This is a genomic window from Streptomyces durocortorensis (assembly GCF_016901035.1).
GTDB classification, from domain to species: Bacteria; Actinomycetota; Actinomycetes; order Streptomycetales; family Streptomycetaceae; genus Streptomyces; species Streptomyces durocortorensis.
In genome coordinates this window covers 10,005-32,747 of record NZ_JAFEUF010000064.1, presented here as the reverse complement: position 1 = coordinate 32,747, position 22,743 = coordinate 10,005, and the positions used below count along the sequence as shown (strand labels likewise).

The 22,743-nt window shown below is 72.8% G+C and carries 23 protein-coding genes; 11 read left to right on the top strand and 12 right to left on the bottom strand.

Annotated features, from left to right (window positions below; all coding sequences use genetic code 11):
• Positions 1-104: 104 nt before the first annotated feature.
• From JS521_RS15095 to JS521_RS15085, 3 genes are all read right to left on the bottom strand, one after another.
• On the bottom strand, positions 105-1,106 hold the full coding sequence (locus tag JS521_RS15095; RefSeq protein WP_205083498.1) for an FAD binding domain-containing protein: 1,002 nt from the start codon (positions 1,104-1,106) through the stop codon (positions 105-107).
• Positions 1,103-1,684: a 2Fe-2S iron-sulfur cluster-binding protein gene (locus JS521_RS15090; protein ID WP_205083497.1), complete on the bottom strand. Its 582-nt coding sequence runs from the start codon at positions 1,682-1,684 to the stop codon at positions 1,103-1,105. Before JS521_RS15090 ends, JS521_RS15095 begins: the two co-directional genes overlap by 4 nt.
• Before the next feature lie 82 nt (positions 1,685-1,766).
• On the bottom strand, positions 1,767-2,156 hold the full coding sequence (locus JS521_RS15085; protein WP_205083496.1) for a hypothetical protein: 390 nt from the start codon (positions 2,154-2,156) through the stop codon (positions 1,767-1,769).
• 154 nt (positions 2,157-2,310) lie between these two features.
• Here JS521_RS15085 and JS521_RS15080 point away from each other — a divergent pair, with 154 nt between their 5' ends.
• The 3 genes from JS521_RS15080 (at position 2,311) to JS521_RS15070 (ending at position 4,549) form a co-directional block, all read left to right on the top strand.
• The gene (locus tag JS521_RS15080) at positions 2,311-2,652 is read left to right on the top strand and encodes a DUF6479 family protein (protein WP_205083495.1); all 342 of its coding nucleotides are present in this window, start codon (positions 2,311-2,313) and stop codon (positions 2,650-2,652) included.
• A 57-nt stretch (positions 2,653-2,709) separates the two neighbouring features.
• Positions 2,710-3,627, top strand: a complete 918-nt coding sequence (locus tag JS521_RS15075; RefSeq protein WP_205083500.1) for a cation diffusion facilitator family transporter — start codon at positions 2,710-2,712, stop codon at positions 3,625-3,627.
• 109 nt (positions 3,628-3,736) lie between these two features.
• Complete coding sequence (locus JS521_RS15070) at positions 3,737-4,549, top strand: VOC family protein (protein WP_205083494.1); 813 nt, start codon at positions 3,737-3,739, stop codon at positions 4,547-4,549.
• A gap of 7 nt (positions 4,550-4,556) precedes the next feature.
• Here the strand turns inward: JS521_RS15070 and JS521_RS15065 are convergent, their stop codons facing one another.
• Positions 4,557-5,081: a DUF6328 family protein gene (locus JS521_RS15065; protein WP_205083493.1), complete on the bottom strand. Its 525-nt coding sequence runs from the start codon at positions 5,079-5,081 to the stop codon at positions 4,557-4,559.
• 225 nt (positions 5,082-5,306) lie between these two features.
• Between JS521_RS15065 and JS521_RS15060 the strand changes: the two genes are divergently transcribed.
• Positions 5,307-5,687 carry a VOC family protein gene (locus JS521_RS15060; protein WP_205083492.1) on the top strand — a complete coding sequence of 127 codons (381 nt, stop codon included), beginning with the start codon at positions 5,307-5,309 and terminating at the stop codon, positions 5,685-5,687.
• Here JS521_RS15060 and JS521_RS15055 read toward each other — a convergent pair.
• Both JS521_RS15055 and JS521_RS15050 read right to left on the bottom strand, forming a co-directional pair.
• Complete coding sequence (locus JS521_RS15055) at positions 5,665-6,183, bottom strand: GNAT family N-acetyltransferase (protein ID WP_205083491.1); 519 nt, start codon at positions 6,181-6,183, stop codon at positions 5,665-5,667. The two genes, JS521_RS15060 and JS521_RS15055, sit on opposite strands and share 23 nt — an antisense overlap.
• A gap of 32 nt (positions 6,184-6,215) precedes the next feature.
• Positions 6,216-6,620 (bottom strand): DnaJ family domain-containing protein, encoded by a 405-nt coding sequence (locus tag JS521_RS15050; RefSeq protein WP_205083490.1) that lies wholly within the window; start codon positions 6,618-6,620, stop codon positions 6,216-6,218.
• Between the two features lie 220 nt (positions 6,621-6,840).
• Between JS521_RS15050 and JS521_RS15045 the strand changes: the two genes are divergently transcribed.
• The gene (locus JS521_RS15045; RefSeq protein WP_205083489.1) at positions 6,841-7,419 is read left to right on the top strand and encodes a hypothetical protein; all 579 of its coding nucleotides are present in this window, start codon (positions 6,841-6,843) and stop codon (positions 7,417-7,419) included.
• Positions 7,416-8,039, top strand: a complete 624-nt coding sequence (locus JS521_RS15040; RefSeq protein WP_205083488.1) for a hypothetical protein — start codon at positions 7,416-7,418, stop codon at positions 8,037-8,039. The genes JS521_RS15045 and JS521_RS15040 overlap by 4 nt, the downstream gene beginning before the upstream one ends.
• Before the next feature lie 97 nt (positions 8,040-8,136).
• On the opposite strand, the gene JS521_RS15035 is transcribed toward JS521_RS15040, so the two are convergent.
• A complete protein-coding gene (locus JS521_RS15035; protein WP_205083487.1) occupies positions 8,137-8,934 on the bottom strand; it encodes a tyrosine-protein phosphatase in 798 nt (265 codons plus the stop codon).
• Between the two features lie 76 nt (positions 8,935-9,010).
• Entirely contained in the window at positions 9,011-9,529 is a 519-nt protein-coding gene (locus tag JS521_RS15030) for an SHOCT domain-containing protein (RefSeq protein WP_205083486.1), read from the bottom strand.
• Positions 9,530-9,796: 267 nt separating this feature from the next.
• Between JS521_RS15030 and JS521_RS15025 the strand changes: the two genes are divergently transcribed.
• Genes JS521_RS15025 through meaB form a run of 3 tightly spaced genes read left to right on the top strand, consistent with a single transcriptional unit; the run spans position 9,797 to position 14,934 of the window.
• The gene (locus tag JS521_RS15025; protein WP_205083485.1) at positions 9,797-11,659 is read left to right on the top strand and encodes a methylmalonyl-CoA mutase family protein; all 1,863 of its coding nucleotides are present in this window, start codon (positions 9,797-9,799) and stop codon (positions 11,657-11,659) included.
• On the top strand, positions 11,659-13,902 hold the full coding sequence (gene scpA / locus JS521_RS15020; RefSeq protein ID WP_205083484.1) for a methylmalonyl-CoA mutase: 2,244 nt from the start codon (positions 11,659-11,661) through the stop codon (positions 13,900-13,902). Before JS521_RS15025 ends, scpA begins: the two co-directional genes overlap by 1 nt.
• Before the next feature lie 12 nt (positions 13,903-13,914).
• The gene (meaB, locus tag JS521_RS15015; RefSeq protein ID WP_205083483.1) at positions 13,915-14,934 is read left to right on the top strand and encodes a methylmalonyl Co-A mutase-associated GTPase MeaB; all 1,020 of its coding nucleotides are present in this window, start codon (positions 13,915-13,917) and stop codon (positions 14,932-14,934) included.
• Between the two features lie 143 nt (positions 14,935-15,077).
• Here the strand turns inward: meaB and JS521_RS15010 are convergent, their stop codons facing one another.
• The 3 genes from JS521_RS15010 to JS521_RS15000 form a co-directional block, all read right to left on the bottom strand.
• Positions 15,078-16,835: an Imm49 family immunity protein gene (locus tag JS521_RS15010; RefSeq protein ID WP_372448584.1), complete on the bottom strand. Its 1,758-nt coding sequence runs from the start codon at positions 16,833-16,835 to the stop codon at positions 15,078-15,080.
• A gap of 72 nt (positions 16,836-16,907) precedes the next feature.
• Positions 16,908-17,567, bottom strand: coding sequence for an MSMEG_1061 family FMN-dependent PPOX-type flavoprotein (locus JS521_RS15005; RefSeq protein WP_205083482.1), 660 nt, complete (start codon positions 17,565-17,567; stop codon positions 16,908-16,910).
• Positions 17,568-17,638: 71 nt separating this feature from the next.
• A complete protein-coding gene (locus JS521_RS15000) occupies positions 17,639-18,430 on the bottom strand; it encodes an ABC transporter ATP-binding protein (protein WP_205083481.1) in 792 nt (263 codons plus the stop codon).
• 149 nt (positions 18,431-18,579) lie between these two features.
• Between JS521_RS15000 and JS521_RS14995 the strand changes: the two genes are divergently transcribed.
• Positions 18,580-19,587 (top strand): ABC transporter substrate-binding protein, encoded by a 1,008-nt coding sequence (locus tag JS521_RS14995; protein ID WP_205083480.1) that lies wholly within the window; start codon positions 18,580-18,582, stop codon positions 19,585-19,587.
• A 65-nt stretch (positions 19,588-19,652) separates the two neighbouring features.
• Here JS521_RS14995 and JS521_RS14990 read toward each other — a convergent pair whose 3' ends face one another.
• Positions 19,653-20,864, bottom strand: coding sequence for a M20 family metallopeptidase (locus JS521_RS14990; protein WP_205083479.1), 1,212 nt, complete (start codon positions 20,862-20,864; stop codon positions 19,653-19,655).
• A 137-nt stretch (positions 20,865-21,001) separates the two neighbouring features.
• Here JS521_RS14990 and JS521_RS14985 point away from each other — a divergent pair.
• Positions 21,002-22,743: condensation domain-containing protein (locus JS521_RS14985; protein ID WP_239487304.1), on the top strand; the 1,742-nt coding region annotated here is incomplete at its 3' end.

The window sequence follows — 22,743 nt, the reverse complement described above, 5'->3', positions numbered from 1 at the left end:
TCGCACGCCCCGCTCCCGGGCCCCGGCTGCGCCCGCCCGGGGGGGTCGGCGGGGCGGGTCGGCCGGTTCCGGCGGCCGGGGGTCGACGCGGCGCCCCGGCGGGTTCAGCCCGCCCGGGCCGGCCGGCGGGTGGTGAGTTCGCCGAGCACGTCCAGGGCGAGCCGGCGGGCGAGGTCCACCTTGAACGCGTTGTCGCGCAGCGGCCGTGCCTCGGCCAGTTCGGCGATCAGTGCGTGCTGGAAGGCGGCGGGGGTCGCCGGGGCGCCCCGCAGTTCGGCCTCGGCCCGGCGGGCCCGCCACGGCCGGTGGGCGACGCCGCCGAACGCGAGCGTGGCGTGCTCCACGCGGCCGGCCTCCACCCGGAGCGTGGCGGCGACGGAGACCAGCGCGAACGCGAAACTGGCCCGGTCGCGGGCCTTGCGGTAGCGGGAGGCCGCCCCGGGAGCCGGCGGCGGGAGCACCACCTCGGTGATCAGCTCTCCGGGCCGGATCACGGTGTCCTGGTCGGGGTTCTCCCCCGGCAGGCGGTGGAATTCGGTGAGGGGGACGGCCCGTTCGCCCTCGGGCCCGACGAGCAGCACGGTCGCGTCCAGCGCTGCGAGGGCCACGGCCATGTCGGACGGGTTGGTGGCCACGCACTCCGGCGAGTGCCCGAGGATCGCGAGGTCCCGGTTGGTCCCTTCCAGGGCGGGGCAGCCGGAGCCGGGGAGCCGCTTGTTGCAGGGCTTGGAGACGTCCTGGAAGTAGCGGCACCGGGTGCGTTGGAGCAGGTTGCCGCCGGTGGTGGCGGAGTTGCGGAGCTGGCCGGAGGCTCCGGCCAGCAACGCCTGGGACAGCGCCGGGTAGTCCTGCGTGACGTCGGGGTGGGCGGCGAGGTCGCTGTTGCGCACGGTGGCGCCGATGCTCAGGCCGCCCTCGGCCGTCCGGGTCACCCGGTCCAGGGGCAGCCCGGTGACGTCGATGAGGACCCGGGGGATCTCCACGCCGAGCTTCATCAGGTCCACCAGATTGGTGCCGCCGCCCAGGAAGCGGGCGCCGGGGCCGGCCGCGCAGAGGCGGACCGCCTCATCGGTGGAGGCGGGGCGCGCATAGCCGAACGGTTTCACTCGATCACGTCCTCGATGGCTTCGACGATCCGGGGGTAGGCCCCGCACCGGCAGAGGTTGCCGCTCATCCGTTCCCTGATCTCGTCGGCGTCCAGCGCGACGGGTCCGGTGGCGGCGTCGGGCCGGCCGGCGGCGGTGTCCGGCGCGGTGACGTGCGAGGGGTGGCCGTCGGCGGCCTCGCGGAGCATGCCCACGGCCGAACAGATCTGGCCCGGCGTGCAGAAGCCGCACTGGAGGGCGTCCCGCTCGACGAACGCCTGCTGCACCGGGTGCAGGCTCTCGCCCTCGGCGAGCCCTTCCACCGTGGTGATCACGGCGCCGTCCTGGGCGACGGCGAGCAGCAGGCAGCTGTTGACCCGCCGCCCGTCGACGAGGACCGTGCAGGCCCCGCACTGGCCGTGGTCGCAGCCCTTTTTGGCCCCGGTGAGGCCGAACCTCTCCCGGAGGGTCTCCAGGACCGTGGCACGGTGGTCGACGGTCAGCGTCGTCTCCTCGCCGTTGACGAACAGGGTCACGGTGGAGTGTTCGTCGACGACCGGGTCCGGTTCGAGGTCAGCTCCGAGAGCGAGGGAATCCATGCGCACGCCTTTCGCTTCGCCGCGGGGCGGTCGCCCCGGTCGGCCTGCCGGTCGGTTCACGGCCATGTCCTCGTGCGGGCCGTCAGCGGCTCTGGAGCCGCAGCCGGACCTCCTGCTCCTGGTCCCCGGCGGCCGTGCCGACGACGCTCACCGCGAAGGCCCCGGTGAGGTGGGTGCGCAGCCGGTCGACGGCCCAGTAGCCGCCCTGGGCGTCCACCGTGACCGGTGCTGTGAGGCGGGCCGGGGCTGCGTCGGCCCTCGGTTCGGACACGTCGACGGTGGTGACCCAGACGGTCGGGCGGGGACCGGAGGCCTCCTCGGGGGTCTCGCCCATCGGGTGGTCGGAGGCGAAGGCGGTGGCGAGCACGTCGAACACGGTCCGCGCGTCCTCGGTGTCGCAGCGGCTGAGCGAGACCACCACCTCCCGGCCCGCCGGGTGATCCTCGCCGCTCTGCTCGGGAGTGCTGTTCACCGTGGTTCCTTCCCGGATGCCTGGACTTTCGGAGTGGGGGCAGGAGGGGTGGTCCGACCCCCGGTGGTGAAACCGGTTTCCCCTGAGATACCCATAAAACATGAATTGCTGTGAATAGCTGACTGATGCCCTTCTCTCGGGGTATGCCGATGACATGGATGTTCTGAAGGCAGTCAATGCGGCCGATGCGCCGGCCGGGATCCCGCTTGCGGACGGCACGGGGGCTCTGGGGATTTTCATGGGCGTCGTGGCGCTGGCCGTCGTGGCCCTGCTCATCGGCGGCTTCCTGCTCAGCAAGCGGAAGCACGACGCCGAGCCGCCGCCGCCCCAGCCCCATGAGCAGCCGAAGAAGCCGGAGCGGCGCACCCACATCGAGCAGACCGACCCGCACTCCTCCGACCGCTTCCCCGAGGACGGCCACGCCCTGTCGCCGTACGAGCTGAAGGACCACGGCAACCACCCGATGCCGCCCGACGAAGAACAGCCTCGCAACTGACCCGCCCGTCCCCCAGGGGGGCGCGTCATGCCGGCCCCCTCTGTCCAGGAGGTAGTGATGGCCGGCTCGGCCGCCGACCGGCGCACCCGTCTCACGGTCCTGGTCGCGCTCGCGGCCAACCTCGTGATCGCCGCGGCCAAGACCGTGGGCGGACTGGCCTCGGGCTCCCCCGCCCTGCTGTCGGAGGCCGCCCACTCCGTCGCCGACAGCCTCAACGAGGTCTTCCTCCTCGCCGCGCTGCGGCGCAGCCGCCGCCCCGCCGACGCCCGTCATCCGTTCGGGTACGGCAAGGAGCGCTTCTTCTGGGCGCTGATCGCCGCGGTCGGGATCTTCGTCATGGGCGGGTGCTTCTCGTTCTACCAGGGGCTCTCCGCCCTCCGCCGGGACGATCACGATGAGTCCCCCGAGGGCTACACGGCGGGTCTGATCGTCCTCGGCGTCGCCTTCGTCGCCGAGGCCACCTCCCTCACCCGGGCCCTGCACCAGGCGCGCGGCGAGAAGGGCGGCGCCCTGGACCCGGCGCTGCGCACCGTCATCGCGGAGGACAGCACGGCGGTTCTCGGCGTGACCCTGGCGATGGCGGGCATGTCCCTGCACCTCGCCACCGGGAGCGTGGTGTGGGAGGCGATCGCCTCGCTGGGGATCGGGCTGCTGCTCGTCTACGTGGCCTTCCGGCTCGGCCGGGACGCCCGCGACCAGCTGATCGGTGAAGCCGTCGATCCGGAGCTGCGCCGCGACCTGGTGGGCTTCCTGATGCGCCAGAGCGAGATCGACAACGTCGCCGAGCTCCTCACGATGCGCCTCGGCATGGACTCGGTCCTGGTGGCCGCCCGGATCGACCTCGCGCCCGGCATCGACAGCGAGCGGGTCGAGGAGGTCTCCATGCGGATCAGGGAGGCGATGGCCGTCCGGTGGCCGCAGGCCGACCAGGTCTTCCTCGACATCACGAACGCCCCGCCGCGCGCCGGGCTGTGACCGGGTCCGGTGTGGGGCCCGCGTTGCGGGACCGGGCGGGGCGGTCGACGCTGGTTGCTGGACCGCAGCGGCCGGGCAGGACGCCGCTCCCCGAAGAAGGCAGTGGACCATGACCGGAAGCGATCCCCGTACGGCCTCCTCGGCAGCGCCCCTGACCGGGCCGGCCGCACCGTGCTGGGTCACCCTCATGACGCGGCACCGGGAGACCGCCGAAAGGTTCTACTCCCAGGTGCTGGGCTGGTCGTTCCGCCCCGGGCGGCTCGGGTCCGACTTCTCGGTCGCCTACCGCGGCCAGGTCCCGGTGGCCGGCCTCTTCGCCGTCTCCTCGGCGTTCCAGGTCGCGGTGGCCTGGACGCCGTACTTCTCGGTCGAGGACGCGAACGTGGCCGCCGCCCGGATCCGTGAGCGCAGCGGGACCGTCGCGGTGGGGCCGCTGACGCTCGGCAAGGGGCGCGGGGTGCTGGCCTCGGACCGGGACGGGGCGGCCTTCGGCCTGTGGGAGCGCACCGAACCCTCCACGTCGCCGCCGGCCCCCGCCGACCACGCGCACTCCTGGCTGCGGCTGCGGACCAGGAACGCCTTCGACGCGGCGATCTTCTACGGCGAGGTACTCGACTGGGCGAGCGGGCGGTCGGGGGGCTGCGATGTGGCGTACGAGGGCGAGGAGGTCATCGTGCGGTGCGCGGGCCATCCGCTGGCCCGGATCAGCTCCGGGGCGGTGGAGGCGGCCGTCGACCCGCTGGTGCGCCCGCACTGGCAGGTCCAGTTCCCGGTGGCGGACCTCGCGGAGACGGTCGCCGCGGCCGAGCGGCACGGCGGCACTCTCGTGGAGGACCGCACCGGCTTCGAAGGCACCGAGGTCACGCTGCGGGATCCGGACGGCGCGCTGTTCGCGGTGACCGATGTGCGCAGCCCCGCCTGACCGGCCCTCAGGCCTGGTCGCTCCCCCGGTCGGACGTGTCGCCCACGCGCGGGCCGGAGCGCCCCTTGGCGACCGCCCACAGCGGGAAGCCGAACCAGCAGAGCAGGAACCACAACGCCATCCCGCCGACCAGCCAGAGGGCCAGTTGGTTGTGCAGGGCGACGCGCATGATCAGCAGCAGTGTCGAGCACATGGTGCAGAACAGGAGCACCAGGCCGAGGACGGTCATGCGCGAGGCCCAGATCACCGTCTGGGGCTTCATCCGGCGGCCGGTGAGGAGCCGGTGGTACGAGACGGGGCCGATGAGCGTCGCCGCGGTCGCGGCGCCCAGCATCACGGTGACCACGTAGATGTTCCGGTCGACGTCCGCCAGGTCCTCGAACCGTTCCTGAAAGACCACCGCGAGCATGAAGCCGAAGAGGATCTGGACCCCGGTCTGCGCGACGCGCAGTTCCTGGAGGAGTTCGGTCCACTGCCGGTCCGCCCGCTCCTCCTGGGTCTCCTCGCGGCCTCTGCCATGGGTCTCCGACATCGATGCTCTCCTCATCTCGACACGACCGGGAGCACTGCACACCCGTTCGATCCGGGACTACGGATGCCCCGGCTGCGCGGGGCCAACCCTGCGACGTGCGAGGCACCTTCGCGCTCGACGCGGCCGCCTGGCGCGTCTAGGATCACCGCACGGCATCGCGCGTCGGTCACCGGCCGGGTGAGGCGTGGAGGTAGCCCGTGAGATGCCCGTTGGAGGCATTCCACCGTGTCAGTCGAGTTGAACCACACCATCGTCCATTGCAAGGACAACCGCGAGTCCGCCGCATTCTTCGCGGATCTGCTGGATCTGACGGTCGGCGAGCAATGGGGTCCGTTCATTCCGGTCGTTCTCGCGAACAGCGTCACGCTGGATTTCGCGACGATTCCCGCCGCTTCGATCACCCCGCAGCACTACGCCTTCCTCATTTCGGAGGCGGAGTTCGACGCCGCGTTCGCGAAGATCCAGGCGCGGGGAATCGAGTTCTACGCCGATCCCCAGCGGAAGCACCCCGGTGAGATCAACCGCAATGACGGCGGGCGGGGCGTGTACTTCCCCGATCCCGGCGGTCATTGGCTGGAGCTGATCACTCGCCCGTACGGCGGCTGACCAGCACCGGGAGCAGGAGTTCGGGGCGGTCCCACATCACCGCCGGCGGGCGCGCCGGGACCGTGCCGACCGGTTCGGCGCCGATGCTCCGGTAGAAGCCCTCGGCGGGCGGGTGGGAGACGATCCGAACGACCGTGAGCCCGGCGCTGCGGGCCTCCTCGCGCAGGTGGGCGGCGAGCAGCCGGCCGATGCCGAGCCCCTGGGCGGAGTCGGCGACGAACATCAGGTCCAGTTCGGGCGGGTCGAGGAGCAACGCGTAGAAGCCGAGCACCTGGCCCGTAATGGGGTCCGCGGCGACGAAGACCCGCTGCGCCTCGATGTAGTCCGGCCCGACCCGGTAGCCGGCGACCATCGGGGCGTACGGGCCCTCGTAGGCGCGTGACGTGCGGACCAGCCGGGTCAGCCGGGCGGTGTCGCGCGCCTCGGCCCGGCGGATCACCACGTCGGTACGCCGTGCGGCGCGCCCGCGTCGTCGTCCTGCCCTGCCCGGTCCCATACGGCGAGTATGGGGCACCATGGCGGCGGGCTTCAGGCCGGGCGGTGCTCCTCCCGCCAGCGCCGAACGGTCCCCTCGACGTCGAAGGGCTTCAGCCGCAGCGGCGGGCCCTCGGGGGGCATCCGGACCGCCCGGTCGATCTTCGCGTTCACCTCGGTCAGGATGCGCCGCACCTCGGACTCGGTGCGGGCCCCGGCCACCGCGCCGGGGACGTCCTCCACCTCTTTGCGCAGGGCCAGCGCGGGCGGCAGCATCGACACGCCCTCCCGCTGCATCTTCTGCTTGATCCACCAGGCTTCGTCGTACGGGCGTTCCAGCCCGGCGATCGGTTTCCCGAAGCCGGGGAGGCGGGAGAAGTCGCCGCGCTCCTGCGCCTCGTGGATCTGCCGGTCGACCCAGGACTCGAAGCTGACCCCCGGTGGTTTGCGCTCCGTCATCGCGTGTCCCTCCGACCTGCCGCCGATCCGACCCTTTTCACCCTACACAGGGCGTCGCGGAGTGCCTTCCGCCACGGACGGCTGCCTTGAACGGGAATCCGGGGGTACACGAACTCCTGCGCACCGCCCGGCGATTGACGCCGGGCCCGGACCGAGAGGGGTTGACCACTGTGCGACAGCAGAGCTACGGACCGGCCGATGGACATGGGGGGCGGCAACCGTGACGACAGCGATCATCATCATCGCCGTGGTCGCCGTGGCGGCCATCGCAGCGTTCTTCCTGCTGCGCGGACGTCACAACGGCGGCCGGGGTCTGCGCAGCCGCTTCGGCCCTGAGTACGACCGGGTGGTCGCCCGGCACGGCGGCGACACCGAGGCGGCCGAGCGGGAACTCGGCGATCGGGTGAAGCGGCACGGGAACCTCGACGAGCGCCCGCTGACCGAGGAGGCCCGCGCGCGCTACGCCGCCCGGTGGGCGAGCGCCCAGGAACTGTTCGTCGAGTCGCCGGAGCGGGCGCTCACCGAGGCCGACGCGCTGCTGGCCGACCTGTCGCGCGAACGGGGCTTCCCGGACGGCGAGGACTTCGAGGACCGTACGGACGCGCTCTCCGTCCACCACGCCGCGCACGTCGACGGCTACCGCCGGATCCACACCGCGCGGCACGGGGACGCGGACACCGAGGAGAGGCGCGAGGCCCTCATCGAGGGCCGCAAGCTCTTCGACGCCCTGCTCGCGGGCGGCTCGTCGGGGCGTGAACACGGCAATCGGCATCTGGTGAAGGGACGGGGCACATCATGACGCGCACACCGAACGACGGAACGGACGCTGCGGCCGGCACCGGGCTCCCGAAGGGCGCCGGGCCCATCGACACGGGCACGCCTGTCAGGCGCCCGGGCACGGCCGACCCGGCGACGAGGACGGTCACGGGCAAGGAGACCGATCCGGTCCGGCCGCCCACGAAGGCCCCGGGCTCCGCAGGGCACCCCGAGGGGGCCCAGGAGACCTCCGTCGGCGGCACCCCGCACGCCCCGGACCCGACTACGGTCAGGACCGCGGAGCCTCGCACGGCACCCGGCGACACGGGCCCCGAGGCCGGTTCCGACTCCGTGCGGCGGCCCCCCGAGGACGGCCCGGGACTGGGCACGCCCTTGTTCGCCCCGGCGGAGCAGGAGGCGTTCGCCGCCCGGATCCAGCAGGCGGTGACCGGATTCGTGGAGGACCCGCACCGGGCGGTGCGGCACGCCGACGCCACGTTCGAGGAGGTCGTCGCGGACCTCGGTAGTGCCCTGGCGGAACGCGGGCGGCTGCTGCGGTCGGGGAAGGACGGGAGCGGCGCGGACTCGGGGGCGGACACGGAGAATCTGCGGATCGCCCTTCAGCACTACCGTGACCTGACGGAACGCCTCGTACGCCTGTGACGGGGTTCGCACGACCGTGTGAAGGGGTCGGTCCGGCCGAGAAGCTCTCTCGGCCGGACCGGCCCCTTCACCTGTGGCGACGCCTCGGTCGTCCGGTTCAGCCGCGGACCACCAGGCCGTCGCGCAGCCGTTCCAGTACGGCGTCGGGCATGCGCAGGCCGTTGCGGACGTAGCCGTCGAGGCCGCCCCACCGCTCGTCCATGGCGTCGAGCGCCACATCGAGGTAGCGGGGCCGGACCTCGATGATCGCCGCGGCGACGGCGGGGTCGCCGCCGCCGTCGAGGAACTTCGTCACCTGCGGTGCGAAGGCGGCCCGTACGGCGGGGTTGACCGCGAGGAAGTCGGTGCGCACCGTCGCGCGGGGCGCTCCCAGGATCATCAGCAGGACGGCCGCCGCCCAGCCGGTACGGTCCTTCCCCGCCGTGCAATGGAAGAGCACCGGGCGGGCGGCGGGGTCGGCCACCGTCTCCAGGAAGGCCCGGTAGGCGGCCGCGGCGCCCGGCGAGAGGACCATCTTGCGGTAGGTCTCGGCGAAGAGTTCCTCGGCCCGGCCGCCCCCGAGTGTCCGCTCGGCCTCGACGGGGTCGGCGAGCAGGGACCGCAGCCGGGCGGGCGCCACGCCCGGGTGGTCGCCCAGCACGTCGGCGACGAAGAGCCGGGCCCGGTCCGGCAGCCGGTCCGGGGCCCACTGGCGCTCGTCGGCGGTGCGCAGGTCCACGACGGTGCGGATGCCGAGCGCGGCCACCGCGCGGTCGCGTGCCGGGTCGAGTTCGCTCAGCTGACCCGAGCGGAACAGGACGCCCTGCCGCACCCGGCGGTCACGGCCGAGGGCGATGCCCCCCAGGTCGCGCAGATTGACGACGGTGGAGGCCGGAACGGTCCGGGCGGTCTGCACGATGAACTGCCTCTTTCCGCGATTTTCCCCGAAGAATTCCAGCGAATTCCCCATAGCAGGAGCAACGTCGTACGTGTCAGTCCGACAGGAGCCTGGTCTTCTGCTCCACGAACTCGGCGTCGGTGAGGATCTCGCGCTTCCACAGCTCGGCGAGCCGCTCCAGCCGGTCGATGATGTCGTCGCCCGCGGCCTCGTCGGCTTCCGTCCCGCCGACGCCGAGGCGCTCGTGCGCCACGAACGCGCCGCCCGCCTCGCGGGCGGTGCGGGCCAGCTCCGTGGTCCACAGGTCCTCCCGGACGACGATCGCGGTGACATCGCCCGCCGGCACACCCCGGCCGAACCGGTCCACGTCCTCCGCGCTCAGCACCGGCGCCGCCCCGCCCTGCCCCGCACCGGCGGGAACCACTCCCTCGGGGTCCAGCTCCCGCAGCTCCACCGAGGCCGGCGGACCGCCCTCGGCCCTCCGGACGAAGGCCAGGTCACCGGGGCGTACGGCTCCGGACGCCACGGCGTCGGCGAGGGCGGGGGCGAAAGACCCGGTGAAGCGACTGCCGGGGAAGGCGATGACGAGGTACTCCACAGGTCCGACGGCCACGGTCGCGTCCTCTCCGTATCCCGGCGGCCGCAGAGGCGCCGGGGTGGATACGGCATTCCAGGGATGGCATAAGAAATCAGGAAACTTCGCACATAATATGCACCACTGTCCCGATTCATCCCGATGTCGAGGACCGTCGTGTTGCCGTCCGCCGTCCATCGCACCGGCTACGCGACCGCATGTAAGGGATCAAGTGCATACCTGAGAGGGCAAGGTCACAGCACGTGCCCCTGCTGCTCACTCCGCGCACTGGCCTAGCATCTGAGCATGACGGTCCAGCCTGCTGACGGGCTCTCTCCGGCCGCCGCGTTCCCCGACCCTTCCCATGACCAGTGGCAGAGCCTCGTCGAAGGCGTACTGCGCAAGTCGGGCAAGGAAGTCACGGGCTCGGCCGCCGAGGAAGCGCTGTCCACCACACTGGAGGACGGGCTCACCACCCGCCCCCTCTACACCGCGAGCGACGAGTCGCCGGACACCGGATTCCCCGGCTTCGCCCCCTTCACCCGGGGCAGCAGGTCCGAGGGGAACGCGGCGGGCGGCTGGGACGTGCGCCAGCGCCACGCCCTGACCGACCCCGCCCGGCTGAACGAGGCGCTGCTCGGCGATCTGGAGAACGGGGTCACCTCGCTCTGGCTCACGGTGGGCGGCCCGGCGGGCGTGCCCGTCGACGGGCTCGCACGGGCGCTGGACGGTGTGTATCTCGACCTCGCGCCCATCGCGCTCCACGCCCCGGACGGCCTGGACGCCGCCGCGACGGAGCTGCTGCGGCTGTACGAGGACCGCGGCGTCGCCAAGGACGAGGCGCGCGGCACACTGGGCGCCGACCCGCTCGGCCACGAGGCCCGGACAGGCGTCGAGGCGGACCTCGCCCCCGCCGTGCGCTGGGCGCAGCGGTGCGACGCGGAGTACCCGGGAATCCGGGCGATCGCCGTGGACGCGCTCCCGTACCACGAGGCGGGCGGCTCGGCCGGTGAGGAGCTGGGGCTCTCCCTGGCCACCGGCGTCGCCTATCTGCGGGCCCTGACCGCAGCCGGGATGAGTGTGGAGGCGGCCTGCGGGCAGCTGGAGTTCCGTTACGCGGCCACCGCCGACCAGTTCCTGACCATCGCCAAGCTGCGCGCGGCGCGCCGGCTGTGGGCGCGGGTCGCCGAGGCCTCAGGGGCTCCCGCGGCCGGGGCCCAGCGGCAGCACGCCGTCACCTCTCCGGTGATGATGACGCGCCGCGACCCGTGGGTGAACATGCTGCGCACCACGCTCGCCACGCTGGGCGCGGGGGTGGGCGGCGCGGACTCCGTGACCGTGCTGCCGTTCGATCACGCGCTGGGCCTGCCCGACGCGTTCGCGCGGCGGATCGCCCGTAACACCTCGACGATCCTCATGGAGGAGTCGCATCTGGCGCGGGTCATCGACCCGGCGGGCGGCTCCTGGTACGTGGAGCGGCTGACCGACGAACTCGCGGCGGCCGCCTGGGCGTTCTTCCAGGAGACCGAGCGGGCGGGCGGACTGCCGGCTGCTCTGCGGTCCGGGACGGTCGCCGAGCGGCTCGCCGCCACCTGGGCGGCGCGGAGCGCGAAGCTGGCGCGGCGCAAGGAGCCGATCACCGGGGTCAGCGAGTTCCCGATGCCGGGTGAGCGCCCGGTGGAGCGGGAGCCCGCGCCCGACGCGTACGCCGGGGCTCCGGGCGGTCTGCCCCGGGTCCGGCGGGACGAGGCGTTCGAGGCGCTGCGGGCCCGGTCGGACGCGCACCTCGCGGCGACCGGAAGCCGCCCGAAGGTGTTCGTCGCGGCGCTCGGCCCGGCCGCCGCGCACACCGCGCGGGTCTCGTTCGCCGTCAACCTCTTCGGGGCGGGCGGGATCGAGGCGGTGCACGATCCGGTGTCGGTGGATGCGGACACGGCCGCCGGTGCGCTGACCGCCTCCGGGGCGTCGGTCGGCGTGCTGTGCTCGTCGGACGCGCTCTACGCCGAACAGGCGGAGCAGGTCGCCGGTGCGCTGAAGTCGGCGGGCGCGGCGCAGGTGTTCCTCGCGGGGCGCCCCGGCGCGTACGCCGATGTCGACGCCCATGTCTTCGCGGGCTGCGACGCGGTCGCCGTTCTCACCTCCGTTCTCGACCGCATGGGAGTGGCGTGATGACCACCTCGCCCACGGACCGTACCTCCTCCGTTCCCGACTTCTCCGACGTGCCGCTGACGTCCACCGCACCTCCCACCGGTTCCGCCGCTTCGGCCGCTTCCGCCGGGGAGTGGCAGGCGGCCGTGACCAAGGCCGCCGACGGCGCCGAGGCCCCGCTCTGGGAGACGCCCGAGGGCATCACGGTCAAGCCGCTCTACACCGGCGAGGACCTGGAAGGGCTGGACGCGCTGCACAGCTACCCGGGCATCGCCCCGTATCTGCGCGGTCCGTACCCGACGATGTACGTCAACCAGCCCTGGACGATCCGCCAGTACGCCGGTTTCTCCACCGCCGAGGAGTCCAACGCCTTCTACCGGCGCAATCTCGCGGCCGGCCAGAAGGGTCTGTCGGTCGCCTTCGACCTGCCGACCCACCGGGGTTATGACAGCGACCACCCCCGGGTGACCGGTGACGTCGGCATGGCCGGGGTGGCGATCGACTCCATCTACGACATGCGCCAGTTGTTCGACGGCATCCCGCTGGACCGGATGTCGGTGTCGATGACGATGAACGGCGCGGTGCTCCCCGTGCTGGCGCTGTACATCGTGGCCGCCGAGGAACAGGGCGTACCGCCCGAGAAGTTGGCCGGGACCATTCAGAACGACATTCTGAAGGAGTTCATGGTCCGCAACACCTACATCTATCCGCCGTCGCCCTCGATGCGGATCATCTCCGACATCTTCGCGTTCACCTCGCAGAAGATGCCGCGCTACAACTCCATCTCGATCTCCGGCTATCACATCCAGGAGGCCGGGGCGACGGCCGACCTGGAGCTGGCCTACACGCTCGCCGACGGGGTGGAGTATCTGCGCGCCGGGCAGGAAGCGGGCCTGGACGTCGACGCGTTCGCGCCGCGCCTGTCGTTCTTCTGGGCGATCGGGATGAACTTCTTCATGGAGGTCGCCAAGTTGCGGGCGGCCCGGCTCCTGTGGGCGCGCCTGGTCAAGCAGTTCGACCCGAAGAACCCCAAGTCGCTTTCGCTGCGCACCCATTCGCAGACCTCGGGGTGGTCGCTGACCGCGCAGGACGTGTTCAACAACGTGACGCGTACGTGCGTGGAGGCGATGGCCGCGACACAGGGGCACACCCAGTCGCTGCACACCAACGCGCTCGACGAGGCGCTGGCGCTGCCCACCGACTTCTCGGCGCGGATCGCCCGTAACACGCAGCTCCTGCTCCAGCAGGAGTCCGGCACCTGCCGGGTCATCGACCCGTGGGGCGGCAGCGCGTACGTGGAGAAGCTGACGCGGGACCTCGCGGACCGGGCGTGGCAGCACATCGAGGAGGTCGAGGCGGCCGGCGGGATGGCGAAGGCCATCGACGCGGGCATCCCCAAGCTCCGGGTGGAGGAGGCGGCCGCGCGGACGCAGGCGCGGATCGACTCCGGGCGGCAGCCGGTGATCGGCGTGAACAAGTACCGGGTGGAGACCGACGAGCAGATCGACGTGCTCAAGGTCGACAACTCCTCGGTGCGCACCCAGCAGATCGAGAAGCTGCGCCGGCTGCGCGAGGAACGCGACGAGGTGGCGTGCCAGGAGGCGCTGCGGGCGCTGACGGCCGCCGCCGAGAGCGACCCGGGTCCGGGCCTGGAGGGCAATCTGCTGGCACTGGCGGTCGACGCGGCGCGCGCGATGGCCACGGTCGGCGAGATCTCGGACGCCCTGGAGAAGGTGTACGGCAGGCACGCGGGGCAGATCCGTACGATCTCCGGTGTGTACCGCAAAGAGGCAGGAGAGTCCCCTTCCGTGGACCGCACCCGTGCGCTGGTCGACGCGTTCGAGCTGGCGGAGGGCCGCCGGCCGCGCATCCTGGTCGCCAAGATGGGCCAGGACGGCCACGACCGGGGCCAGAAGGTGATCGCCACGGCCTTCGCCGACCTGGGCTTCGACGTGGACGTCGGCCCGCTGTTCCAGACGCCGGGCGAGGTGGCGCGGCAGGCCGTCGAGGCCGACGTGCACATCGTGGGCGTCTCCTCGCTGGCGGCGGGACACCTGACGCTGGTGCCCGCGCTGCGCGAGGAGCTGGCCGCCGAGGGCCGCGAGGACATCATGATCGTGGTGGGCGGGGTCATTCCGCCGCAGGACATCGAGGCCCTGCACGAGGCGGGCGCGGCCTCGGTGTTCCCGCCGGGGACGGTGATCCCGGACGCGGCCCACGACCTGGTCACGCGGCTCGGCGCCGCGCTCGGCCACGAGCTGTGAGCCGCTGACCGGATGGCTGCGAAGATCGACATCGACGGTTATGTGCAGGGAGTGCTCGACGGCAAGCGCGCGTTCGTGGCGCGCGCGATCACGCTCGTCGAGTCGACACGGGCCGAACACCGGGTGCTGGCCCAGCAGTTGCTGAGCCGACTGCTGCCGCACGCGGGGGTGGCCCGGCGGATCGGGATCAGCGGGGTGCCGGGCGTGGGCAAGTCCACGTTCATCGACGCGCTCGGCACGATGCTCACCGGGCTCGGCCACCGGGTGGCGGTGCTGGCGGTCGACCCGTCCTCCAGCCGTACGGGCGGTTCCATCCTGGGCGACAAGACCCGGATGGAGCGCCTGGCGGTGGACCCGGCCGCGTTCGTGCGCCCCTCCCCCACAGCGGGCACGCTGGGCGGGGTGGCCAAGGCGACCCGGGAGTCCATCGTGGTGATGGAGGCGGCGGGGTACGACGTGGTGCTCGTGGAGACGGTGGGCGTCGGGCAGTCGGAGACGGCGGTGGCCAACATGGTCGACACGTTCCTGCTGCTGACCCTGGCCCGTACCGGCGACCAGTTGCAGGGCATCAAGAAGGGCGTCCTGGAGCTGGCGGACGCCATCGCGGTGAACAAGGCGGACGGCCCTCACGAGCGCGACGCCCGCTCGGCGGCCCGTGAACTGGCGGGCGCGCTCCGGCTGATGCATCCGGCGGACGCGGCCTGGACGCCGCCTGTGCTCACGTGCAGCGCGCGTGAGTCGCTCGGCCTCGACACGCTGTGGGACCGGCTGGAGCAGCACCGTACGGTGCTGGAGTCCACCGGCCGGCTGGCGGCCAAGCGCCGCGACCAGCAGGTGGACTGGACCTGGGCCATGGTCCGGGACGAGCTGCTGGACAGTCTGTACAGCCATCCGTCGGTGCGGAAGCTCGCGCCGGAGCTCGAACAGCGGGTCCGGGAGGGCACGTTGACGGCGACGCTGGCGGCGGAGGAGATCCTCGGCGCATTTCGCGGCGGCGAGTTCCGTGAGGGCGGTGCGGGCGAGTCCGGCTGATCGCGTCGGCGCGGCGTGCTGACGCGGAGGCGGAGGCGTGACCGAAGCGGAGGCGTGACCGAGGGGCCCCTGGTTCGTCCAGGGGCCCCTCAAGGTCTCCGCATGCCGTCCGGCGACGGGCTCCGCGGGGCGGGCGCGGTGGTCTAGAAGGGTTCGGCGGCCCGGAGCAGTTCCCGCGGCAGGTACGGGGACTCGACGCGGATGTCCCAGCCGCGGCGGCGGGCGTGGCAGGCCAGTGCGAGGGCGTCGAGGTTGACGGCGGCGTTCGGATCGTCGGCGCGGTCGGCGACCTGGTAGTGGGCGCGGTGGGTTTCGAGCGCGTCGGCCAAGGCCAGGTTGAAGCTCTCCGCGTCGCCCTCCACGAGCTGCGACAGCAGGACCGCCGGCGGCATCGCGAAGCCCCAGTCCTTGGCTGCCTCGGCCTGCAGCAGAGCCCGCTCGGCCGCCGCTTCCGGGTCCGTACCCTTCACGTAGGCGTGGAGGGCCTCGCGGTAGGCGCTGAACGCCGAGCCGTCCGGGGCGGCGAACGCCGGGCCGGTGAGGACGAGGGGGGCGAGGTCCTCGCGGGAGCCGGTGATGAGGGCGAAGGCGGTGGCCGTGTGCCAGAAGCCGGGTCCGGTCTTCTCGTCGCGCCGGGCCCGGAAGCGCAGGGGGCGGCCGTCGACGGTGACCTCGACCTCGGAGCCCGGCTCCGCCAGCGCGACGCGGAACAGTGCCGCGCCCATCTGTGAGGCCAGACGGACGTTCCTGAGCTGGGCGTCGGTGGCCCCGTCCGACACACCCGCGCGCCACTTGAACAGGCGCTCCTGGTCGCCCATGGTCCGGCCGAGCCGCCCGAGGGCGTGGGGCTCTCCGCCACCGGAGGCGAGCACTTCCGCGACGTGCTCCTCGTACAGCGCCTCGGCCTCCAGGTGCACCGTCCAGGCGAAGGCCGGCCGCTCCACCGTCAGCGGGCCGTCCGCGAGCGCGGCGACCGCGTCCGGCCGCCGGTCCCGGCCGAACCCGGCGACCCGCGGGCCCCGGCTCTCGAAACCGGTGACCAGCGCGTGCGGGAGGTAGTCGGTCCGGACGGCGGGCGACCAGCCCAGGGTCCGGTACGCGAGCGCGGCGAGGGCCAGGGGGATCAGCGGGAGCAGGGCGCCGAGGGAGGCGGAGGTGCTGTGCAGCGCCGCGTGCCGGGTCAGGAGGTCGGCCAGCGCGGCGTCGAAGGCCTCCCGGTCCTCGACGGCCAGGGCACGCAACGTGTGCAGCGCCGCACCGCCGGGCCGGTCGAGGAGGGGCTCTCCGGTCTCCTCGGCACGGGCACGGACACGGTCCAGGGCGGCGTCGACGGCGGCGAGCTTGGCCTGGGCACTCGGCGGGTACTCCTCCTCGTCGCCGGTGTCGTCCAGAACCACGGCCATCAGTCCGGTGGCGAGTTCACCGATGGGCGTCCCCCGGGTCTCCTCGACGAACTTGTCCCGGGCGAAGCGGAACGCCTCCCCGTGCCAGGCGGCCCGGTCCCTGAGGACCGTCAGACAGAGCGCGTCGATCCACTCCCCCGCCGTGACGCTCTCCGCGGGGGCGTCGTCACCCCGCTCGTAACCCATGCCGAAGTTCACGTAGTCCAGGAAGATATGGAAACCCTCGTGGGGGTGGTAAGCGGCGTAGGCGACGGCCCCCGCCGCGGCCTCGGAGGCGTCCTTGAGGGCGGCCCTGGCCTCCGCGGTGTCCAGGTCGGGGGTCTCGACGGAGAGTGCGCCCAGGTACTCCAGGAACGCGTCGGCGATCGACTGCCACTCGTAGGTGGCCATCCGGCCGCCCTTGGACATGGACCGCACCTGGCCCCCGATCCGGTTGGTGAAGTCCTCACGGGCCGCCGACACGACGGCCTCGGAAACCTGGTGACGTTCTATGCGCACTGCCACTGCCCCGCTCCTTGATCGAACCTGGGTGACAGCCTAGGCACGGCCTCCGACAGTCCGGCCGGCCTGTTACTCGTACCGGTACTTCAGCGAGTCCGCCTCCGTCTGCTCGATGTCGGCGATCGTCAGCTCCGGCATCCGCAGTTGGGCCAGGGTCACCTCGGCCGAGGTCGGCTGGGCGTCCGCCGGCAGCCACTGCTCCGGCTTCCAGGCGCCGCTGCGCAGAAGCGACTTGGGGCAGTGCGGGTAGACCTCCTCGACGCCCACCACCAGCGCACTGGCCGGCGGCTTGCCCACGGCGGTCAGCTGGGACAGCAGGTCGGGGCGGGTGGAGACGCAGGCCCGGCCGTTCACTCTCAGCGTCGTGGTGCGCCCCGGGATGAGGAACAGCAGCCCGGCCCGTCCGGTGGCGATGACGTTCTGCAGGGTGTCCAGGCGCTTGTTGCCGGTCGCGTCCGGTATCGCCACCGTCCGTGAGTCCAGGACGCTGACGAACCCGGTGGGGCCGCCGCGCGGGGAGACGTCGCAGTTGCCCTCGGCGTCCGCGCTGGAGATCAGGACCAGCGACGAGCAGCCGATCAACCGCCTTGTCTGATCGGTGAGTTCGGTCATCTGCTTGCGCAGTGCCGCGTCGCCGGGGAGTTCGTAGGCCAGGCGCAGCGCTTCCTGGTCGCGCAGGGCGTCGAGGCTGAGCGAGTCGAAGGCACTGCCGGCCAGGGGCGTCGTCATGCCTCCGACCCTAGCGACCCGGACTGCGGCCGAGGGCGGCCGCCCTGGCGGCAGCCCTCGGTCGGGCCGGCTCAGACGCCTACGGCGGGCACGCGGACGGTCGGTACGACGACGGGCGCCCCGTCGGAGGTCGCGGTGAGGATCTCCGCCTCGATGCCGTAGAGCTCCTGGACGAGCGCGGCGTCCACGGTCTCGCGGGGCGGCCCCGAGGCGATGATCCGGCCGTCGCGCATGGCGACCAGGGTGTCGGCGTAGCGCGCGGCGGCGGCGAGGTCGTGGACGACCATGACGATGGTGCGGCCCTGCGCGGCGACTTCGCGGACCAGGTCCAGCACCTCCACGGCGTGCCCGATGTCGAGGGCGCTGGTGGGCTCGTCGAGCAGGACGACGGGGGTCTCCTGGGCGAGTGCCATGGCGAGCCAGCAGCGCTGGCGCTGGCCGCCGGAGAGCTGGTCGAGGCGGCGTCCGGCCAGGGCGGCGGTGCCGGTGGCCTCCAGCGCGCGGGTGACGGCCTCCTCGTCCTCCTTCGACCACTGGCGGAACAGGCCCTGGTGCGGGTGGCGTCCGTACCGTACGAGTCCGGCGACGGTGACCGCCTCGGGGGCCTGCGGGGCCTGCGGCAGCAGGGCGATGCGGTGGGCGGCGTCGCGCTGGCGCAGCTTCCAGACGTCGGCGTCGCCGACGAACACCGTGCCGGAGCGGGGCTGGTGGAGGCGGGCCATGGAGCGCAGGAGGGTCGATTTGCCGCAGCCGTTGGGCCCGACGATCGCCACGACCTGACCGGAGGGGACCGTCAGGTCGACCTGATCCACGGCGGTATGACCGGCGTATCCAGCGGTGAGCTGTTCGACACGGATTTCCACGAGGACCGGCCTTTCCGAAGGAAATGGGCATCACCTTGCCCGATGCCGCTAAAGTAAGGCTAACCTTAGCTCGCTCACGAGCCGGCGGCCGCACCCGTGTGACCGTACGGCCGTCACCGCTTCATGTCCCGTTGAACCCGGAGCCCTTGATGAACCTGTACAGCCGCCCCGCCCGCACCGCCACCCGAAGAGCGGCGCAAGCCGTCGCCGCGCTCGGCGCCGCCGCCCTGCTGCTGACGGCCTGCGGGACGGACTCCGACTCGGGCAAGTCCTCCGGGGACAAGGCCGGCAAGGCCGACACCGCCTCCTCCGCGACCCGTACGGTCAAGGACGCCACGGGCAAGGCCGTGGAGATACCGGCGGAGCCCAAGCGCATCGTCACGCTGACCCAGGAGGACCTGGACGCGGTGCTGGCGCTGGACATCAAGCCGGTCGGCATCACCAACGGCCAGGGCCTGGACAAGCCTCCGGCCTACCTGGCGGAGAAGGTCGAGGGCATCGACGTCGTCGGCAACCTCCTCCAGCCGGTCATGGACAAGGTCGTGGCCGCGAAGCCCGACCTGATCCTCGCCGGTGACATGCAGGACGAGCAGGTGCTGGGGCAGCTGCGGGAGATCACCCCGGCCACGCTGGTGACGATGGCGCCGACCGACGACTGGAAGCTGTTCTTCCGAGGCGTCGGCAACGCCGTCAACAAGCTCGACGCGGCCAACAAGTTCATCACCACCCACGAGGGCGCCGCCAAGGCCGCCGGGGAGAAGCTCGGCGCGAACAAGGGCGCCGAGGTCTCCATCGTCCGCTGGAACCCGGACGGTCCCAGCTGGATGGAGAACAAGCAGTTCGCCAGCGGCGTCGCCCTGGAGATGGGGCTGAAGCGGCCCAAGTCCCAGGACAAGGACGGCAACGCGCACACGCCGTCGCTGAGCCTGGAGAAGATCAACGAGATCGACGGCGACTGGCTGTTCCTGTCGACGCTGACCTCGGACGGCGAGAAGGCCCTCAAGGACGTCCAGTCCAAGCCCGCCTACAAGGAGCTGGGCGCCGTCAAGAACGGCCAGGCCGTGACCGTCGACGGTTCGGTGTGGTCCACGCGCGGCGGCCCGCTCGCGGCGGACGTCGTCCTCGGCGACTACGTCAAGGCGCTCTCGGCCAAGTGATGTTCGGGTGAATCCTCCGGCGAAGCGTGCGGCCCGGTCCGGGCCGCACGCTTCGTCGCTCCCCGTCAGAGGGAAGCGCGCGCGGCGGCGAAGTCGGCTGCCGTCCAGGCCATGCCCACCGCCCCGTCGAGCAGCGCCTGTTCGGCCGCCGGAGAGACGGCCGCCTCGGCGAACGCCGCCTCGTGCGGGCCGCAGGCTCCCCCGCTGATGTCGAGCACCGGGTGGATGGACGGCACCACGTGCGAGACGTTGCCCATGTCGGTGCAGGCGAACGGCGGACGCTCGACGGGCTCGGCGCGGCCCAGCTCGCGGGCGTTGGCGGTCCAGAGCCGGATCAGCTCCGGGTCGCCCCGGAAGTCGAGGTAGTCGGGCTCGGGTCGCTCCAGGGTCACTTCGCAGCCGGTGGCGAGCGCCCCGGCGCGGAAGCAGTCCTCGACCCGCTGCCGCAGCTCCCGCAGGTCCTCGGCGGCCAGCGCCCGTATCTCGTAGGTGGCGGTGGCCCGGTCGGGTATCGCGTTGGGCGCGGCCCCGGCGGCGGTGGTGATGCCGTGCACCCGCCACTGCGGGGGGAGTTGCTGGCGCAGGAGCCCCAGGGCGACCTGGGCGACGGTCAGTGCGTCGGCGGCGTTGCGGCCCTCGTGCGGGTTGAGGCTGGGGTGCGCGGCGCGGCCGGTGTAGGTGACGTCGAGAGTGCCGAGCGCGAAGGAGCGGAAGTCGGCCATCTCGAAGGGGCAGGGGTGCACCATCATCGCGGCGTCGACCCCGTCGAACGCCCCGGCGTCCAGCAGCAGCGCCTTGCCGGCTCCGCGCTCCTCGGCGGGGGTGCCGATGACCCTTACGGTCAGGCCGAGTTCGTCCGCGTGGGGGGCGAGGCCGAGGGCCGCGCCGACTCCGGCGGCGGCGATGAGGTTGTGCCCGCAGGCGTGGCCGAGGCCGGGCAGGGCGTCGTACTCGCAGGCGATGGCCACGGTGACGGGTCCGGAGCCGATCGTGGCGCGGAACGCCGTGTCCAGGCCGTGGGCGGGGGCGGTGACCTCGAAGCCGTGCGCGGCGAGGAGTTCGGCGCAGAGCGCGGCGGACTTGTGTTCCTCGAAGGCGGTCTCGGGCTCGGCGTGCAGGCGCCGGCTCAGCTCCAGCAGGGCAGGGGCATGGCTGTCGACCGTCTCCCGCACGGCGGCCCTGAGCGCACGGATCCGCACGTCGACCGTCTCGTCGAGCGTTGCATCGACGCCCTCGTCGGCCCGCGTCTCGGGGCGTGGGACTGCGGGGACGGTCATGGGCTCTCCTGGCGTTCCGGACCGCCCCGGGGCGGTCGCCTGCACTGTCGGAAATAGGTTAACTTAGCCTTACCTAAGTGTGCGCCGAGTGCCCGATGGCCCGGTGTCCGTTGTCCTTCAGGGGAGTCGTCACACACATGCATGAGCGTCCGAACCGCCCGACCAGCTCTTCGGCAGCAGACTCGGGCGGCGCGCCTGCCCCGGGACTCCCCCTCCTGACCGCCCAGTCGGGTATCTACTACGCCCACCAGTTGGCCCCTCTCGGCACCGAGCTGAACACGGCGGACTGCGTCGAGATCGACGGGCCGCTGGACACGGACCTGTTCGTTGCGGCGTTGAGACGGACGGTGGCCGAGGCGGAGACGCTCGCCGTGCGCGTGTCCGAGGAGGACGGCGTACCGGTGCAGCGGATCGCTCCCGCCGCCGAACCCGTGGTGCACCGACAGGAGTTGACCGAGGCCCGGGCCGAGGAGTGGATGCGGGAGGACCTGGCACGGCCGGTGGACCTCGCCGCAGACGGCTCACTGATGACGCAGGCGCTGATCCGGGTCGGTGAGGGGCGCCACCTCTGGTACCAGCGGGTGCACCACATAGCCGTCGACGCCTACGCCCTGTCCCTGATCGGGCAGCGCGTCGCCGAGCTCTACCGGGCGCTGGTGGCCGGAGAGCCGCTGCCCGAGGGGCGGTTCGCTCCGCTGAGCGAGCTGGCCGAGCAGGAGGCCGCCTATCTGGCCGGTGAGGAGTACGCGGCGGACCGGGCGTTCTGGTCGGCGCGGATGGTGGGCTCCGCCGTGGCCGCGCCGCGCCGCTCCCCCGCCCTCGCGGGCACGCCGGACGCACCGGACTCGCTGGATGCACCGGCCTCAGCGGACGCACCGAACGTGCCGGACGCACCGGACGTGCCGACTTCAGCGGGCGCACCGGACTCGGCGGGCGGTGCCCGGTACCACCGCTCCACCGATCTCTCCGCCGAGACCCTGGAGCGGCTGTCCTCGGCGGCGCGTGCGGCGAAGGCGACCTGGGCCGAGCTGGTGGTGGCCGCGACCGCCGGGCATCTGCACCGGCTCGCCGGCTCCGAGGACGTGGTGCTGGGCCTGCCGCTGACCAACCGGCGGGGGCCCGCGGCCCTGCGCACCCCGGCCATGACCGTGAACGTGCTGCCGCTGCGGATCGCCGTGCGCCCGGGGGACAGCGGGGCCGAACTGCTGCGCCGGGTGGTGCTGGAGATCCGCGAGGTCCGCCGCCGTCAGCGCTACCCGCAGGCTGACCTGCGCCGCGATCTGGCCCTGGAGTCGGCCGACATCCCGCTGACCGGTCCGATGGTCAACGTCAAGCCGTTCGACGGCGCGCTGGACTTCGCCGGGACCACAGGCACCGTGCGCAATCTCGCGGCCGGGCCCGTGGAGGGGCTCGCGGTCGGCGCGGCCCCCGGCCCGGACGGCGGCCTGCGGCTGACCCTGGACGCCGACCCCGCCGCGTACGGGCCCGAGGACCTCGCCGCCCAGGAGGCCACCTGGCTGCGCTACCTGAACGGGCTGACCGAGCTGCTGCTGACCGACCCGGAGCGGCCGATCGGTACCCTGGACCTGCTCACCGGCGACCAGGTGCGCGAGGCCACGTCCGGCCGCTCCGAACCCGCCGCCCTGCTCACCCTCCCCCGGTCGTTCAGCGCGCAGGCGGCCCGGACACCGGAGGCCGTCGCCGTGCGCTCCACGGTGGCGGGCACCTTCCGGGGGGCGGACACTGGGGCTGACGCCGAAGCCGGCCCGCGTACGGAGCCGGTGGCGGGGGGGGCCGCAGACGCCGAACCACCCCGGGCCCGCCGCACCAAGCCCGCACTCGGCCCCCCCACCCCCCCCCCGGGCCCCCCCCCCGCCCG